Below are 16,638 nucleotides of genomic sequence, written 5' to 3' on the forward strand. Positions count from 1 at the left end.
GCTTACTCCTGAGAAGTACCGGCAATAATACGAACGCTCGACAGCGCTGCAAATAACAACACCAACTTACCACCCACCTGCAACCACTGGCACAGCGGAGTAAGATCAAAAGTAATCGTTTCTCCAAACACATCCACCATCATTGGCTCTAAACACGAACGAGAATAACCGCGCCCCTTATCATCAAGCTTGGATTGCGGATAGCCATCCTTCCCATAGCCGGACTCATCAGAAAAAACAGACGATGCTTTCCCCTCATCGCCCGTATCCACCACACCCTCCTTGCCGGTCAAAGCATTCTTAATCACCGCTACATCCGAAGAGACGCCATCCTTATCTCCCGATAAAGCCACACCTGTAGATTTCTCCAACGCACACGCCGTGCGCCACTGCATCAGCAACGAGGCATACTCCAGCGCATTACATTTCTCACCCGTACACACCGGCATCGCATCACACGCTCCCCCGGTCACCTTCACATCACGGCGCAAATTACACTCAATCCGCCATTGAATACGTACCTGACCGCACATCACCGGATCGCCTGAACAACTCGGAGCTACTTCACAACTGCCCTTCCAAGAAAAAGACGACTTGTCTTTGCCATCCTTATCTTTTGACTGCTCATCATCGGGCGTACCGTCATGATCGGCATCCGTCTTACACTGACCATCAGCACCGCGCGCCTGACCTGAAGGACAAGGATCTTTATCTCCTACGCAACTTCCATCAGGAGCGCGCACCTGACCGGTAGGACACGATTGATCCTTCGCAACACACTCATGGCTGGTCTGATCCTCAACCAAACCCGCAGGACAATCAGATACACACACCCCATTAACAAGCTTCTTATCTGAAGGACATTTTGAAGAAGGAGGAACACAATCACCATATCCATTCACCAACGAAGCCCCTGATCCAGCCCCACCTTCAAGATAGGTGTATCCCGGACGCGAAAGACAATCGTCCTTATAATTAAATACCTCACACACACTACCTGTATATGTCTCAATCACTGTCTTAGTTGCAGAATCAAAGTGCTTCACAACCTCACATGCACCCGTGCCTCCACTGTCTATATCCCAACCATCAAAACAAGAACGCGTACCATTAACGAAATGAGAAATAGCAGTAGAAGAAAGTTCTATACGCTTACTCGGCAAATCAGAGCAAGACGTATCATAAGTATAATAACCAATCACAGAAGAAGGATGATCAAGCACAGCAATATACTGTTTAACACCAGACACAATATGACCAGATGACTGACCATCATCAAAACAAAGCTGATAATTCAAAGAGCTCACAGCAGCAGAATAAGCCGCACCCTGATCATGAAAATTCTGAGATAACAAAATTCGACCAGAACATTTAGGACCAGCAAACACCAACGTAGGACACATCAAACATAATAGGCACAGGACAACACGCATTAATCATCGCCCCAAAAAATAATCAGGCCCGCCACACATAACGCACCTAAATAAATCCAGCCCGCCATCATGCCCACCTCGAAAAAAGGGGTGCCCGACCAAGACACCCCAAACACATCAAAATAACAATCGGCTCATAAAGCCCGTCTCACCCACTTATAGACCTTCAAAAGCACTGCAACCCCAAGCGCCGCTATACCAATCGCAGCAATAGGTGCATTGCCCTGCTTAATCGAATTCACCGCATCAGTCACATCAATTCCACCACCACCGGCAGCATCCGCCGCAAACGCCGACGCCGCAAACGCATAAGAAACCAAGCTGCCCCACGCCACAGGCCGCCTCAACACCCTCAACATTGCCTTCAACATCTTCCACCTCACTTGATTGATTTACGCAATAGCCTGAACACATACGCCACAGCCCATAAGCCCAAAATACAAGCGCCCATTAACTGTGCACCCTCAATCGTCAACTCAGGTAATATCGACGACTGCGGCACCCACATCACCGCCGCACATTGACCCGTGGCAACGTCCACATCCGCCTCACGGCACGCAGACACCAGCAACGTTGCCACAGGCATCACTACGCCACCTTAGACGCCGACACCGGCGGCACCGCACGGCCACTACTACTCACATTGGCATCCACTAGCGTCATGCGTCGAGCCAACCCAAGCCCATATTGACCCGGCACCAAATCCGTCACCACATCCCAATATTTAATCGCACCCACCGGATAACCGGCATTCAAACCATCCACATCTACATCAATTTGAAGCTTCATCAACTCCGATTCCAATACAGCGCGCTGACTATAAATCTGCATCTGTACGCCTTTACTCGTCGTCACAACACGCATATTCACACCAGACATAATCGTTACTTTAGGCATATCCATCAGTTAATCCTCTTGATCACTCGGTTCATTCATCATCTCGTTTCATCTTCATCTGTAATCTTTTCATCTTGCGTCGCCTACTCATCTTTCGTCTTTTCATCATCTTTTATCGCTTCGTCATCTTTGGTCGTTGCATCATTTCGGGCGGTACTGTGGGGTCAAGCTATGATCCCCCCTTACCCCCCAGCAGGAGACAAGGAAGAACCGCTTGAGTACCCACAGTGCGGGGCTTGCCACCTGCCACCGGGGGATTGGATGACGGACCAATCGCCGAATTACGTACTGCGGTCACCTGCAATCAAGGCGCACTGCTCAGGCCGCGGGGTATAGTCGAGCATCGGCGGGACCCAGGCCCCGAAATTACGCGATACATCCACCTCGCCCCCCTTGGCCACGTACTTAGAGAGATAACCGGTAATCTCCATCTGGCTACGTGGAGCCTCAATGCGATTACGGCCAAACTCGCGGTACCAAAACTCATGCCACTCATACCGATTAATTAAACGGTTAATATCCTCATCCGGGGCAGCGACCACCGCATGAAAATGTAAGCGTCCGTCGCGATGCCATTCTTGGCCCCTGGCCCATTGAATCCCGCGATGGGGACGCTTGGACCACACCCGACCATATAAGGACCGATTAATACAACTGACAAAATAACGGTACGCTTTATCAGCGGCTTCCGGATGCATACTGCCATTGCAACCGGAATTGGTCGGTCGAAACGTCAAGGTCCAAAACTGCTGCCAAGGGATGCGACGTAATAAATCGGCATACGCGGCTGACTGAAGGCGGACCCCGGATTGATTGAACTGGGTGTTTAATAATTGACATAACTGTTCATCACGTTCTGCAAGAGACATCACCCCTCATCAACGGAAAGATCACGGGCTCACGTATCCGTGGACATTGCCTACGGCACCGTGTGCACATCTCATTGACAGTGGTGCACGGCACAAAACGCCGCACACGCACTGACAACAAGATGCACACACTATGACCACCGATACGCGATGAGAGAATATCGACATTTCACTTTTAAACACCCACTACATGTATTTAGATAAAGATAAAACAGACATACAGCGCCAAGGTAAACCAAATAGCAAAACGAGGAAGAATCTCCTCCACAAAAAAACCAATCTTGTCTAGCCGAGAGGTACGACGCCACCAAAACTTATATGGAGTCAGCAAACGAGTCATCAAGTAATTCATAGAAAATTGTAAATCGCTAGATGTCTAAATACTCAATGATTAAAAAGGAAAGCATAGAGCCCAGGCAAAAATATAAAAAAAGTAGGGAACGGCCAAAAGAAAGGTGTTCAAATAATGTATAGACATAATGCTTGCCTCAATAAAGCACATTCATCCAACTGATCCAATGCCGCAATACGAACATGGGACCAAAACTCCAACTGATCTGGAATCACCTCAAATAAATCAAATTGCGATGATCGCAATGCCTGAATATCTGCAATCTCTAACGCCATACGAGCACCTCGCTCAGTATCGGTGATGCGCATACCCTACTCTCCTACTTCGTTTCATATGATCAATGCGCATATAAAAAACTAAGCAGCCGCTACGGAAAGAGATTCCTCTAAACGATGCGACAGGCGGGTCAGTAAATCAGAAAAATCATGAAGATCATCAACAATACTGTAAGCAAGCGAAGCAACAGATGGATGATCTAACTCATCAGCAATCAATGCGATCGCTGATAAACAAACGTAAGTATCGTGGTTACAAATAAAAGAGCCGGCACTACGTAAATGACAAATATGCTCAGTCAACTGCTGCCGGGACATCCGATTAAAATCAACGGGAATGCGCATGATCTAATACTCCGCTGGGGTTTTAGAGTCCGGCTTGGTTTGCTCAAGAACCAAACGACAAAGGTGTTGAACGTCGGATTCAGACACTTTCCCGGAAGGAATAAACAACATTAAAAGGTCAAACGTCATACCGTCAGCAGATACACCTTCTTTCACCTGCAACATCTCTACGCTCCTACGCGACCCTACGCTTTATCTAGATCACCTCCTCACCCGGGTAGGGATTAATGAGGAGGTGGTGTCATTCAATGAATGACAATGCATTGTGTAAACTAACCAATGACACTATTGTCAATAATCAAATGACATGAACACGCTAAATAAAATACTTGACAAAGCAAAAGAATCGTGCTTTAGAAAAAGTGATGCAGCAGTAGCAGAAGCGCTCAATGTATCGCGACAAACAATGATGCAATGGCGCAGAGACGCGATAAGAATCACCGACAAACATCTTATGGCAGCTATAAACCTAGCCAAAGAAGATCCGGCTCTAGCAGTACTGATACGTCAAGAAAGCGCAGAAAGTGAAACTGAAAAGAAAGGATGGAGCACACTGTGGCAAAGACTCAGCGCAGCCACAAACGTAGCAATGGCGGCTTCTGCGAACGAGGCAATGCGGGAAGAGATGTTGGTGGGCCGTGCTGGAATCGAACCAGCGACCAGCGGATTAAAAGTCCGGCAGTCGGAAGGAACACTAAAAACACTGTGGGAGAGACTCCGTAACAGCTTCTGCATAAGCAGAAAAATGACTGGGCGTCAAGTGAGCATAGCGGCGCACCATTGACTCGGACTGCCAGCCGCCAAGCTCCTGCAACACATAACAACGGAGTACCGGCCTGTGCATGCCACGACGCCCAGGTATGCCGTAAATCATGCCAACGAAAATCTTCTATACCAGCCCGCTGTAACGCACGACGCCATGCAAGAGTATTGACACTCTTCAAAGGCTGGCCACGATAGGTAAATACCCAATCACGATGCTGGCCATACTGCCGCTGAAGCACTCCCAACGCATGTGCCGGTAACGGAATACGGATCGCTTGACGGCCCTTGGCCTGATCAGCAGGAATACGCAGCACCTTACGAACGATATCGACCTGCTGCCAACGTAGCTTTAATACATTGGCCTGACGCAATCCGGTTGCCAAAGCAAACACCACAATATCGCGCTGATGCAATGGCAACTCCGCCAGCAGCGAGCGCACCTGAGCCGGGGTCAACCAACGCACGCGCTTGCTAGGCTCAGGAAAAAGTGCAATAGCAGGACACCTATCAATCCAGCGCCAAATATCACAGGCACGGCGCAAAATAGAACGAATGAGCGCTAAATAACGATTCGCAGTGGCCGGTGTTGTTTGATTGGCTTTCAACATGGCGACACGCAAAATGAAATCGCCATCAATATCAACCAATAATGTCCCTACAAAGTGTGGAGCCAGCCATCGCAGTTTGGCGGCATCCTCATGCGCCGTGGCTTTGTAAGATTTTTCCGCTAACCATCGGGTCGCAGCCTGCTCCCATACATAATTAAACATGACCCTCTCCTAGGTCCTTAAACATATACAGGCATGGCATGGCGGACATGTCGCAGGGCGGCTTTGCCCCGTCCGATGATCAGCGCCTGCCTAACGCGCCTATAAAAGCGGTTTTGCGGAAAATGGTTAGCGAGGGACGCGGAGACAGTATCGGATGCCTTGCTCCCCTCAGCGCTGACACAACGCTGGAAAAAAGCGTCACCGTAGGGGGGAACCCCCTACACCCCCTCTGTGGTTTCATGTATACCATCATGTAACTATGCATGTAACCAAAGGGAGCCTGTCATGGCATTCATTCACGAACCGACTAGCAAAGTAGCTCGCCACCGAAAGCAAATGCGCGCAGCGGGATTACGTCCTGTCCAGTTCTGGGTACCGGATACGCGCACACCGGAATTCGCCGCTGAAATTCGGAGCCAGTGCAGGAGCCTGAAGAACGACCCGGAAGAAGCTGACGCTTTGCGCTTCACCGAAGAAGCCATAACCCATATTGAAGGCTGGAAATGACTCAACGCGGCGACCTTGTAACGGTTTCCCTGCAAGGCGATTATGGCAAACCTAGACCGGCGTTAATCCTCCAATCAGACCTGCTGATGGAGCTAGATAGTGTCGTACTGTGTCCGGTCACAAGTGAGCTACGTAATGCGATATTTCGCATCACCGTTGAACCAAACATAGCCAATGGGCTACGGACGCTCTCGCAAATCATGGTAGACAAAATTTCAACACTGCCGCGTAGCAAAATCAGCAAACCTTTTGGACATCTCAATGACGAGAGGATAAAAGCAGTAGAAAAAGCACTGTTGCTCATCGTTGGTATCATCTAAAGGTTAAAAACCCACTAACATGAATCATCATTAAATAAATAATAGATAACTAGAATAGAGCCTGCCTTATTGACGAATCACTAAATAGTTGAACTAGAAATCATGGCAACACCCCCTGACCGTGCCCTGTTGCTAGGATGACATGCTCCCCACCAGCGCGCTGCATCGGCAATACCGGCCTGTGAGCCTGCTGCACCACCCCCTGCTCCTGACTGGGTTCACGATACGGGTTATACACCGGCCCCCGCCGCGCAATACGGCGGCACTCTCCATCGGCAATCTCGTACAAGGTGCCCTGCTCGGTGTAACACGTACACGACAGCCCCTTAAACACCCCCTGGGCATCCAGTCCTTCACCGCCAGACATACAGATCAATTGAGGATCCGTCGTCGGGGAACGATGATCATAAATCGGAGCCGTCCACGGCATCGACGCAAAACGCGGCAAATGATCTTTGGCATAGGCTGTGACCGTCTGCCACCGCGGACCCTCCCCCCGTTCACCTTCTACAAACCGCGGGGACGCCGTCGCGCCAGGCTTCGCAAGCTCAGCTGTTGGCCGCTCCTGCGCCCCCGTGACCACCGTAGAAAACGACGCGGGACGTAACGCGCGATAGGACACAACGATACACACGATGGCAACAACAACAACCCCAGGAAGCAAAAACACCTTGAAAGGTAACCGCGCCTTGATGGTGTGCACTTGGGCTGATCGATAAAACCCATACGCCTGTGAAGGAAGCCGACGCAATACATACTGAGCACGCTCACGACTGGAAGAGGATTTGACATTGTCAATCAGTTCCCCCCAGGTCCATACATCAATCCAGCCAGTGCCAAAGCGGCGTTTAACATGGGTATGCTGGCCAATCAAACCACGGACAAAAGGGTATAGCTGCCCGGTTTGCTGCGTGGTCCAGACAAAATCCAAACCACGGTGGCGATGCTCGGCAAGATCAAGCACATGAGGCGGGGTCGGCTGCCGGGAGGCATCGTGTAAATGACCAAACCATTTCCACGCCTCATCAATAAAAATAATGGCCCCAGCAGCAACAAGATAGTCCCCCTGGCTATCCTTGGCATTCCACTGCCGCGGGTCCCCTAACACACTGGCCAATCCTGGTTGTAAGCCATCAATACCGGCTGCAAAAATCGGACGTTCGGCACGCTTGGACTCGGCCAATAAAAGCTCCACCATTAACGCGGTTTTTCCATGACCAGGACTGCCCGTCAACAGATGAATTGGCATTACGCTACTCCTGAAGGTTTACCACCAAAACCACGCTTAAATAGATATAACCGGCCACTCAACACCGCAAACCGGGCCACATACGCAGAAATAATCATGGATACCGCCCGATCAAAATTAAGCACGCCAAGCCAATCAATCGCCGAGGCTCCCCAATCGCCCCCGGAAGACCCCACACCATCCATATAGATATATAACTGGTTAATCACAGGCGTCATCACAAAGTGATACGACCCCCAATTAATGCCGAGCCATGCAAACGCCACCATGACCAGATACCCCAATTTCGTTTTTAATAATCCTAATAGGCCCGTCAGCAACCGAGCGACAAACATTGGCATGACTCACCCCGCCCCATCCGAACGACCGCCTACAATCCGTAAACAGGCAAGCCCAGCAAATAACAGCACCAACTTGCCGCCTAACTGCATCCACTGACACAGCGGAGTAGCATCAAAAACAATCGGGTGCCCTAACACATTCACCGTGATAGACCGGGGACACGCTCGCGAATACCCGCGCCCTTTATCATCCAACTTGATGTTCGGATACCCCTCACGGCCATAGCCGGACTCATCGGAAAACACCCCCGAGGCATCACCTTCTTCTGCCCCCTCCACAGCCCCATCGGACCCAGTCAGCGCCTCTTTAATCGCGGCCACATTCGCAGCAGACGAATCGTCACCCTCACCTAGAACAACACCGCCACGGCTTTTTTCGAGCGCGCACGCCGTCCGCCACTGTAATAACAACGAGGCATATTCCATCGCATTACATTTTTCCCCTGTACATACGGGGGGCGTATCACATGCCCCACCGGTGATTTTCACATCACGGCGCAAATTACATTCAATGCGCCATTGAATACGCGCCTGACCGCACATCACCGGATCGCCTGAGCATCGCGGCGGCACATCGCACCGCTCACCCCCAGAAAATGATGACGGCTTATCTTTTTCCTTGTCCTTGTCTTTATCCTTAGCATCCGAATCTTGCTCATCGTCGGGGATGCCATCATGATCCTGATCGGCCTTACACTGACCATCGGCACCGCGCGCTTGTCCAGGCGGGCATTGATCCTTGTCTTGATCTCCTACGCAACTACCATCAGGCGCGCGCACTTGCCCGACAGGGCACGCTTCCTGCTCAGGCACACATGCTTGCGTGTGCTGATCCGTGATCGTGCCATGTGGACAGGCGTCAATACGTTCACACACACCATGTTCGGCCCGCTGTCCTTCAGGGCACGGCGGTTGCACGGGGTGACAGACATGCATCGCAGGAAAATAAACATAATTCCCTTGAGGACCTGACTTGGATTTACACACGTCCTCTAACCGATCGGTATCACATACCTCGCCGGTCGTACTCTCGGTTGAGGTTTCATCATCGCCATTACGGATAAAACTCACCAGACATCCCATATTACAGCCCAGAGAGCCGGTAAATGGATGACGCCGCGTTTGCCGTGATGGGCGTGACGCACAAGTATTATAATAAGAATACCCTCCCACAATAACCCAAGGGTTAAGCATGACAACAGTATAATGTCCGTATGAACTCCTGATCTCAGCCTTGTTGCGACCAGCAGACATACATTCTTGAAATCTCGCCGCTCTAACAGCCTCTCGATAAGCGTCTCCCTGATGATCATAGGTCCCTTGCTTACCATCCGGACCACAAGACTTACCCCAGGCATATAACGGGAATACGAATAAAATCAACATCAGAACGACACGCATTAATCATCGCCCCAAAAAAGAATGAGGCCCGCCACACATAACGCACCTAAATAGATCCACCCTTCCATCATGCCTCCTTAAATCGGGGTGCCTGTACAAAGACACCCCGTCCACATGAAAGAGATGAACTGACTCTCTTATAAAGATTGCCTGATCCATTTATAAATCTTGATCGCTACATGAATGCTCAACACGGCAGCACCAATCGCGGCAATCGGCACCAATCCGGCTTTGATTGATTCCAGCACTTCAGACACATCAATACCTGCGGCAAATGCGGGTGCCACAAACCCATAAGCAAGCAGACCACCCACAACACCAGGACGCCTCAACACCGTTAAACATCGTTTCAACATCTTCCACCTCACTTGATTAATTTACGCAATAACCTGAATACATACGCCACAGCCCATAAGCCTAAAATACCAGCGCCGATGAACTGTGCACCCTCAATCGTCAACTCAGGTAATATCGACGACTGCGGCACCCACATCACCGCCGCACATGTCCCCGTTGCTATATCTACGTCTGCCCCACGGCACGCAGGCACCAGCAACACGGCCACGGTCATCATTACGACGCCTTAGCATCCTTACCAACAATGTCTTTCAACGCGACAGACAACGGAATGAGAGAAATACGGTTAAATGCCAACTTTCCATATTTATCATTCGCGTAAGAATCCGGATGAATCAAATAATCACCCGGGGAATACGCGCCCCCAGAACCAAGGGCTATATTAAATACAGATTCATACCCCCCCCCCATTAAAAGACAAGCACGCTGCTCACGAAATGTCATTGGCCCCGTCTTGCCTGTAATCTGACGCTCGAGAACATGACTATCCTTTACCCTAACAACAGACATACATATCACCTCAATTAAGTTAGATAACAAAAACACCACGCACACTCACACCGCCACACTGGCCACACGAGCCGACAACGTCTCACGCAAATACGCAGGTAAATGCGCCTTCTTACACACCCCACGAAACCGCGACGGCAGCCCCTCACGCGACACATGCTCACCTATAAAACGTGGGAAAAGATCACCCAATGCTTCACGCAACACATGAATGGCCGGGCCGACCTGCCGACGCAGCCAACGCACCAACGCCTCACCGGTAACCTCGACATACTTCACAACCGCAGGAATACGCTCCCCCACCCCCGGCACCACCTTTAAAAATAACTGGTGCAAATAATCATAAGACCCACGCAAATAACGCATCGGATCTAACAACACCTCAAAAGGAATCACCGCGTGCTTGGCATACAAACGCACCTCGTAACGCACCCAGGCAGACTCAGCCACACCTAATTGCTTGCCCTTATCGTAGATACACAGTTGTTTGTGCCCCTTTTGCCCCACATACAACGTACAGCCAGAGCCGCCCCCATGATCATCTAAAAACCGGGTGCGTGGAGGAGTGCCGCCGGAAGCAAACAATAGGCAACCGCCGGCGGGCGCTAAGTGCTCACGAGCACGCGCCTCATGATCGCGCACAGTCCCCAATATGCCGTCATAATCATCATAAGCCACATCACAACGTGTAATACGCGCATCCAGCGACGTTAAAACACGACACGCTTTAGACCAATCATGAATATAACGGCATGCCGCACCCGTCAAACTAATACAGAACGAATCATTATTACCGTCCCACCCCACTTTACCGACCAGATCGCTATTGGAATCTAAAATAGAGGCGCTAGAAGCATAAAAATGCCAGCGTACCGAAGTATGTTTACCAATAGAAACCTCATCAGGATTTAAACCGAACAAAAGGTACAACAAAAACTTAGGCTCATTTAAATAACCAGCCTCCTGCAAACGATCACGGCTCATCACAACCGTCAAATAATCAACACAAACAGGGTAACCCTTTTGGCCCGTGTTACTGTGTGGGCCGCCCCCCTTTTCACCGGACGCAGCACGGAACACATAGGACGGATCGTGACGCTCACGGCGGGTCTCATACAAATGAGCAGCCTCCTCAAGCGCACGACGCTCACGAGACATAAAATCGGCACCATCAACACAGGCTTTACGAGCCATAAACTAACCACCCAAGAAAGTTTAAATTACTAGAGACACCAAACAATAAAAATGGAACGCGAGCAAAACAAAACCAACAACTAAAAGAATGCAATCAACCCAGACCACACGCAAACGAAACTTTGCTAAACGTAAAGAAAAAAGATGGTAGACAAAACAAAAAAGAAAAAACAAATAAGTTACACAGTGGAAAGAATATTCTGAGACAGACACATAGCCTCCCGCAATAAAGCACACTTATACAACTGATCTAATGCCGCAGTATGTATCATTAAAAATCTGTACGAGTAAGCGCCCTATATAGAAAAACAAAAGAAATCAAAATAACAAGCCACCCAAAATGATCAAGAAAGAGAATAAAATGAATGAGAAAAAAAGTAATTAATCTGAACGTGAAGTCATCCATAAACAACACTCGCTTGAAAAGTAGCTATAAACACAATACTTGCCTCAATAAAGCGCATTCATCCAACTGATCCAATGCCGCAACACGTATATCGGACCAAAACTCCAACTGATCTGGAATCACCTCAAATAAATCAAATTGCAATGCACGAATATCTGCAACCTCTAACGCCATACGAGCACCTCGCTCTGTATCGGTGATGCGCATATATCAAACACTCGTATTATCAAGAGCATGTCAATGCTCAATTAATGCCCTGCAAGCTACATAAGCAGAAAAAACAGTTGTTAAAAATTCATCAGCTAAACGAACCGAACGCGTACCATCCAATCCTGCCAAATCATCTAACGCGCAATCAGCCTTCAAAACAATCTCATCAAGACGATCTAAAACAAGGGTCAAAGATGAAATGTGATCACGTAAAAACATGCGATACGTAATCACACTAGGATGGTATGACATGCCCTTACACGGCTTACCGTCTCTAAAGATCAACACGCATCAGCTCCTACCCTGACCTACCCTCTGGTTAGAACACCTCACCTCCAAGGTAGGTCGAATGAGAAGGTGATTTATCAGTTACAAACTGACACAAGACATATGTAAACTGATAACTGATAGATTGTCAACCACAAACTAATATGATTACGACAAATAAACTTATTGACAAAGCTAAAGAAACATGCTCTCAAAACAGCGATAGAGCATTAGCGAAAAAAATAGGAGTTTCAGCGCAATCGCTACACGTATGGAGGCAGGGAGGAAAAATCAAAGATGAATATCTTGCATTGCTGATCGAAATAGCCAATGCAGACGCGAGCACGTTTGCAAAAGTACGTGAAGAAGAAGCAGACACACCAACACAACGCCGGATATGGCAATCGATAGTAGAACGGCTCAGCGCAGCCACAAACGTAGCAATGGCGGCTTCTGCGAACGAGGCAATGCGGGAAGAGATTTTGGTGGGCCGTGCTGGAATCGAACCAGCGACCAGCGGATTAAAAGTCCGATGCTCTGCCGACTGAGCTAACGGCCCAAAATCACAATCCCCCACACACATGACAGTGCGGCTGCATAGTCTACCGTAAGAGTAATGACCTGGGCGATTTTACTGCACATAGCGCGTAGGATCGGAGACACCAGCATCAGCGAATCCGGCCGCACGCAGCTTACAAGCGTCGCAGCGGCCGCAAGCGCGCCCGCCAACATCGGCACGATAACAAGACACGGTCAATGCAAAATCCACTCCCTGTCGCAAGCCTTCGTGAACGATGTTTGCCTTACTGAGAAACTGTAATGGGGCATGTACCTGCAACTTAGTACCCTCGACGCCGGCTTTGGTTGCCAGATTAGCCAGCGTTTCAAAGGCCGTGATGAACTGCGGGCGGCAATCGGGATAACCTGAATAATCAACTGCGTTAACCCCACAGAACAGATCGGCGGCACCGATGACTTCGGCCCAACTCAACGCGAGTGAAAGCATGATGGTGTTACGCGCTGGCACATAGGTGACCGGAATGCCCTCGCTACCCGCGTCTGGTATTTCGATGTCGTCAGTCAATGCCGAACCACCGATGCTGCGCAGATCCACGTCCACGACTTTGTGTGCAGCCACGTCCCGTGCCTTGGCTACGCGTGAGGCTGCGTCCAGCTCGGAAGTATGGCGCTGACCGTAACGTACACTTAAAGCATGCACCGTAAATCCCTGCGATTGGGCGATAGCGGTGACAACAGCAGAGTCCATACCTCCGGACAACAAGACAACAGCTTTCTTCATATGGAGACTTAGAGTCAGAGTTCGAAAAATCAGGAGAATATGAAATATCTAACAGCAGTTAGATGTTAGAAATCTCAAACTTTTGGGGATATCAGAACGAATGTCACTTACGCTGTTTCAACTCATTGACGTTATTTAACTATGGCAAGAACGCCAGACCTCAAGAATGACTGACTGAGTCTGACAGGTGGCAGCGGTCTATGTTAGCTCACTTCTCCAAGACGCCCGTCGCCATCCCACATGTAATGTTGAGTCGCTTGTATTTGCTGTATCAGCTTCATTTTTAAGGTTCACTCACTCAGATGCGAATGTTCGTCGCAATGAAAGATATCAACCACGCATCAACCTCATCTAGCACCTCATCTACGGTTAACTACAAAAGAATGAGTACAGCAAACTCACACCGGGAACAGTGCCAGATGGAAAATGACGTGATGCCAAAACTGATGTGCACTGAAACATCGCGTGCACTCTTCCAAGACGTAACCCAAACACGCCAAGTGATCTTGGCACCAAGGGTGTACTGAAAAGGCGAATTGTTTAATCATGGCGGTACTACATTGAAACAGACTGAAAGTCAAGGAGCTTCAAGTGATTTGTTCGAAGGACACCCTATGGTGTTATACGCACCCTCTATTAAGTAATTTTTAATATTCATAGCGTCCCCAAGACGGCATTAGATACATGGTGATGCCATTCCTCAACCTCTTTGTTGATCCTTAAGCCTATATTTCAAAGGCATGCATGTTTTGCACTCCAGACATCAGCCAGGATTTGCCGACGTTGAGCGCGAGCCGCAGAATGTGAAACTATCCGACTTCATTCTGAGTCGGTCGTTCCTTGGGGAGTTCTTGATGCGTACCCATTTCTGCGGCCTGATTGATGAAACATTGATCGGGCACACCGTGACCCTTGCCGGCTGGACCGATGTGGCTCGCAACCTCGGGGGAGTCTGCTTTATCGATTTGCGCGACCACGAAGGAATCGTGCAGGTGACTGTGGATCCGCATGCAATCGATGAGAACAGCCCAGAACTATTTAAGATCGCTACCAGCTTGAGCTACGAAGATGTACTGCAGGTCGAAGGCGTCGTACGCACACGTCATGCGGTCAACACCAAGATCAAGAGCGGCAAGGTCGAAGTGATTGCCACAAAGATTACGGTGCTCAATAAGGCTGCACCGCTACCGTTTCATGCTCACGAGAATCCAGGCGAGGATATCCGTCTCAAATACCGCTACCTGGATCTGCGCCGTCCAGAAATGCAGCGTATGCAACGCACGCGCATCAAGCTGGTACAAGCACTGCGCCGCCATCTGGACATGCACGGATTCCAAGACATCGAAACCCCAATCCTGACGAAAGCCACACCTGAAGGCGCCCGTGACTTTCTTGTTCCGGCGAGAATGCATCCCGGCGAATTCTACGCGTTACCGCAATCGCCGCAGCTATTCAAACAAATACTGATGGTGGCCGGTTTTGATCGCTACTATCAAATCGCACGCTGTTTCCGTGACGAAGCGTTGCGTGCGGATCGCCAGCTTGAATTTACTCAACTTGACATGGAGTTTGCCTTTGTACGCGAACGTGACGTACAGGACTTCGTTGAGGAGATGATCCGGACGGTATTCAAAGAGGTGGCCGGGATCGAGCTCGATACACCGTTTCCCCGCATGGCATGGGCTGAAGCAATGCGCCGTTTTGGCTCGGACAAACCAGATCTGCGCATTGATCTGGAACTGGTTGATGTTGCCGAACTGGTCGCTAACAGCACATTCACCGCATTTACTGATGCCGCTGCAGATCCAAACGGCCGCGTTGCCGCATTGCGTATCCCCGGGGGGGCAATACTGTCACGCAAGCAGATCGATGAATACGCTGCCCACACATCCAAGTATGGTGCCAAAGGGCTTGCTTACGCCAAGCTCGCCCCCACAGGCGAAATCACCTCGCCAATAGCCAAATTTTTCTCCGAAAATGCCTTCGCTGCGTTGCTGTCCCATGTCGGTGCGGATAAAGGCGACATCGTGTTTTTCGGTGCTGGAAGCTACAGCAAAGTTTCCGACTTCATGGGCGCATTACGCCTGAAAGCCGCCAAAGATTTTGCGCTGATCACCGCAGGCTGGCGCCCACTGTGGGTCACCGACTTTCCGATGTTCGAGTGGGATGAGGAGGCGCAGCGCTACATTGCCTTGCATCATCCATTCACTGCACCAGCAGCCATTGAAGATATTGCTGAATTACGTGCACACGCTAGAACTGCTGTGTCCCGTGGCTATGACATGGTGCTCAATGGCAACGAAATCGGTGGCGGTTCGATCCGTATTCACCGCCCAGACATGCAGCGTGCCGTCTTTGAACTGCTCGGTATTGCGGAAGATGAAGCACGTTCCAAATTTGGCTTTCTCCTCGACGCACTGAATTATGGCGCCCCGCCCCACGGAGGGATTGCTTTCGGTATCGACCGCATTGCCGCACTGATCGCCGGCACCGAATCAATCCGTGACGTCATTCCATTTCCGAAAACGACCAGCGCACAATGCCTGATGACCGATGCGCCGTCGCCCATCCCGGACGAACAACTCTCCGAGGTCCATGTGATGACCAGGAAACTCACACCGTGATGGCGGCAAAAACGACTTCATTAAATCAAGCAATGGATACGATTGGCATGAGCGTGCCATCGGACGCAATGCTGTCATCACCGCTTCATATTGTGTTTTTTAAGCCAAGGAATCTTTAGCCAATCCAGCCGATTGCATGGCTGGCTATTGGCAAACATCTGCAACACGAATGGATATGTCGAAACAAACAAACTAGATCCTGCGTTGCACCAACTCGATGCAACGGCAAAGAGAACGCACAGCCTG

At 49.8% G+C, this 16,638-nt stretch carries 23 protein-coding genes, 1 tRNA gene and 2 pseudogenes; 5 read left to right on the plus strand and 21 right to left on the minus strand.

What is annotated here, in order from left to right; translation table 11 throughout:
• Positions 1-2: 2 nt before the first annotated feature.
• From PLS229_RS06350 to PLS229_RS06390, 9 genes are all read right to left on the minus strand, one after another.
• Positions 3-1,388, minus strand: a complete 1,386-nt coding sequence (locus PLS229_RS06350; RefSeq protein WP_230428213.1) for a furin-like repeat-containing protein — start codon at positions 1,386-1,388, stop codon at positions 3-5.
• A 179-nt stretch (positions 1,389-1,567) separates the two neighbouring features.
• Positions 1,568-1,804: a major capsid protein gene (locus PLS229_RS06355; protein ID WP_230428212.1), complete on the minus strand. Its 237-nt coding sequence runs from the start codon at positions 1,802-1,804 to the stop codon at positions 1,568-1,570.
• 8 nt (positions 1,805-1,812) lie between these two features.
• A complete protein-coding gene (locus PLS229_RS06360) occupies positions 1,813-2,019 on the minus strand; it encodes a hypothetical protein (protein WP_038273075.1) in 207 nt (68 codons plus the stop codon).
• A gap of 2 nt (positions 2,020-2,021) precedes the next feature.
• Positions 2,022-2,336, minus strand: coding sequence for a hypothetical protein (locus tag PLS229_RS06365; protein WP_230428211.1), 315 nt, complete (start codon positions 2,334-2,336; stop codon positions 2,022-2,024).
• Between the two features lie 275 nt (positions 2,337-2,611).
• Positions 2,612-3,199, minus strand: coding sequence for a rolling circle replication-associated protein (locus PLS229_RS06370; protein ID WP_038273076.1), 588 nt, complete (start codon positions 3,197-3,199; stop codon positions 2,612-2,614).
• A gap of 196 nt (positions 3,200-3,395) precedes the next feature.
• A complete protein-coding gene (locus PLS229_RS06375; RefSeq protein WP_160165233.1) occupies positions 3,396-3,539 on the minus strand; it encodes a hypothetical protein in 144 nt (47 codons plus the stop codon).
• Positions 3,540-3,658: 119 nt separating this feature from the next.
• Positions 3,659-3,859, minus strand: coding sequence for a hypothetical protein (locus tag PLS229_RS06380; RefSeq protein WP_038273077.1), 201 nt, complete (start codon positions 3,857-3,859; stop codon positions 3,659-3,661).
• 48 nt (positions 3,860-3,907) lie between these two features.
• Positions 3,908-4,171, minus strand: a complete 264-nt coding sequence (locus tag PLS229_RS06385; RefSeq protein WP_162814095.1) for a hypothetical protein — start codon at positions 4,169-4,171, stop codon at positions 3,908-3,910.
• A gap of 3 nt (positions 4,172-4,174) precedes the next feature.
• Positions 4,175-4,336, minus strand: coding sequence for a hypothetical protein (locus PLS229_RS06390; protein ID WP_160165236.1), 162 nt, complete (start codon positions 4,334-4,336; stop codon positions 4,175-4,177).
• A 289-nt stretch (positions 4,337-4,625) separates the two neighbouring features.
• On the opposite strand from PLS229_RS06390, the pseudogene PLS229_RS12560 reads away from it, so the two are divergent.
• Positions 4,626-4,721 (plus strand): annotated as a pseudogene (locus PLS229_RS12560) (DUF3693 domain-containing protein); the annotation flags it as partial.
• A gap of 16 nt (positions 4,722-4,737) precedes the next feature.
• Here the strand turns inward: PLS229_RS12560 and PLS229_RS12565 are convergent.
• A complete protein-coding gene (locus PLS229_RS12565) occupies positions 4,738-5,706 on the minus strand; it encodes a tyrosine-type recombinase/integrase (protein ID WP_325065060.1) in 969 nt (322 codons plus the stop codon).
• Positions 5,707-5,991: 285 nt separating this feature from the next.
• Between PLS229_RS12565 and PLS229_RS06405 the strand changes: the two genes are divergently transcribed.
• Together PLS229_RS06405 and PLS229_RS06410 are read left to right on the plus strand one after the other, a co-directional pair.
• A complete protein-coding gene (locus tag PLS229_RS06405) occupies positions 5,992-6,213 on the plus strand; it encodes an antitoxin MazE family protein (RefSeq protein ID WP_038273164.1) in 222 nt (73 codons plus the stop codon).
• Positions 6,210-6,533: a type II toxin-antitoxin system PemK/MazF family toxin gene (locus tag PLS229_RS06410; protein ID WP_038273166.1), complete on the plus strand. Its 324-nt coding sequence runs from the start codon at positions 6,210-6,212 to the stop codon at positions 6,531-6,533. Before PLS229_RS06405 ends, PLS229_RS06410 begins: the two co-directional genes overlap by 4 nt.
• A gap of 100 nt (positions 6,534-6,633) precedes the next feature.
• Here PLS229_RS06410 and PLS229_RS06415 read toward each other — a convergent pair whose 3' ends face one another.
• The 9 genes from PLS229_RS06415 to PLS229_RS06455 form a co-directional block, all read right to left on the minus strand.
• Entirely contained in the window at positions 6,634-7,782 is a 1,149-nt protein-coding gene (locus tag PLS229_RS06415; RefSeq protein WP_069636227.1) for a zonular occludens toxin domain-containing protein, read from the minus strand.
• Complete coding sequence (locus tag PLS229_RS06420; RefSeq protein WP_038273089.1) at positions 7,782-8,123, minus strand: DUF2523 family protein; 342 nt, start codon at positions 8,121-8,123, stop codon at positions 7,782-7,784. The genes PLS229_RS06415 and PLS229_RS06420 overlap by 1 nt, the downstream gene beginning before the upstream one ends.
• A gap of 3 nt (positions 8,124-8,126) precedes the next feature.
• On the minus strand, positions 8,127-9,194 hold the full coding sequence (locus PLS229_RS06425) for a virulence factor TspB C-terminal domain-related protein (protein WP_152536670.1): 1,068 nt from the start codon (positions 9,192-9,194) through the stop codon (positions 8,127-8,129).
• A gap of 467 nt (positions 9,195-9,661) precedes the next feature.
• Positions 9,662-9,880: a major capsid protein gene (locus PLS229_RS06430; RefSeq protein WP_051482398.1), complete on the minus strand. Its 219-nt coding sequence runs from the start codon at positions 9,878-9,880 to the stop codon at positions 9,662-9,664.
• 8 nt (positions 9,881-9,888) lie between these two features.
• A complete protein-coding gene (locus tag PLS229_RS06435) occupies positions 9,889-10,098 on the minus strand; it encodes a hypothetical protein (RefSeq protein WP_230428208.1) in 210 nt (69 codons plus the stop codon).
• Entirely contained in the window at positions 10,098-10,391 is a 294-nt protein-coding gene (locus PLS229_RS06440; RefSeq protein ID WP_038273093.1) for a single-stranded DNA-binding protein, read from the minus strand. Before PLS229_RS06440 ends, PLS229_RS06435 begins: the two co-directional genes overlap by 1 nt.
• A gap of 45 nt (positions 10,392-10,436) precedes the next feature.
• A complete protein-coding gene (locus tag PLS229_RS06445) occupies positions 10,437-11,585 on the minus strand; it encodes a replication initiation factor domain-containing protein (protein ID WP_038273097.1) in 1,149 nt (382 codons plus the stop codon).
• A 430-nt stretch (positions 11,586-12,015) separates the two neighbouring features.
• The gene (locus PLS229_RS06450) at positions 12,016-12,198 is read right to left on the minus strand and encodes a hypothetical protein (protein WP_114867130.1); all 183 of its coding nucleotides are present in this window, start codon (positions 12,196-12,198) and stop codon (positions 12,016-12,018) included.
• Positions 12,199-12,228: 30 nt separating this feature from the next.
• Entirely contained in the window at positions 12,229-12,453 is a 225-nt protein-coding gene (locus PLS229_RS06455; protein WP_160199341.1) for a hypothetical protein, read from the minus strand.
• Positions 12,454-12,632: 179 nt separating this feature from the next.
• On the opposite strand from PLS229_RS06455, the pseudogene PLS229_RS12730 reads away from it, so the two are divergent.
• Positions 12,633-12,947 (plus strand): annotated as a pseudogene (locus tag PLS229_RS12730) (DUF3693 domain-containing protein); the annotation flags it as partial.
• A gap of 4 nt (positions 12,948-12,951) precedes the next feature.
• Here PLS229_RS12730 and PLS229_RS06465 read toward each other — a convergent pair.
• Positions 12,952-13,027 (minus strand) — tRNA-Lys (locus tag PLS229_RS06465).
• A gap of 72 nt (positions 13,028-13,099) precedes the next feature.
• Complete coding sequence (gene queC / locus PLS229_RS06470; protein WP_038271631.1) at positions 13,100-13,768, minus strand: 7-cyano-7-deazaguanine synthase QueC; 669 nt, start codon at positions 13,766-13,768, stop codon at positions 13,100-13,102.
• Between the two features lie 854 nt (positions 13,769-14,622).
• Here queC and aspS point away from each other — a divergent pair.
• Entirely contained in the window at positions 14,623-16,392 is a 1,770-nt protein-coding gene (gene aspS, locus PLS229_RS06475; RefSeq protein ID WP_038271663.1) for an aspartate--tRNA ligase, read from the plus strand.
• Positions 16,393-16,638 lie beyond the last annotated feature (246 nt).

Source organism: Xylella taiwanensis, from assembly GCF_013177435.1.
GTDB lineage: Bacteria > Pseudomonadota > Gammaproteobacteria > Xanthomonadales > Xanthomonadaceae > Xylella > Xylella taiwanensis.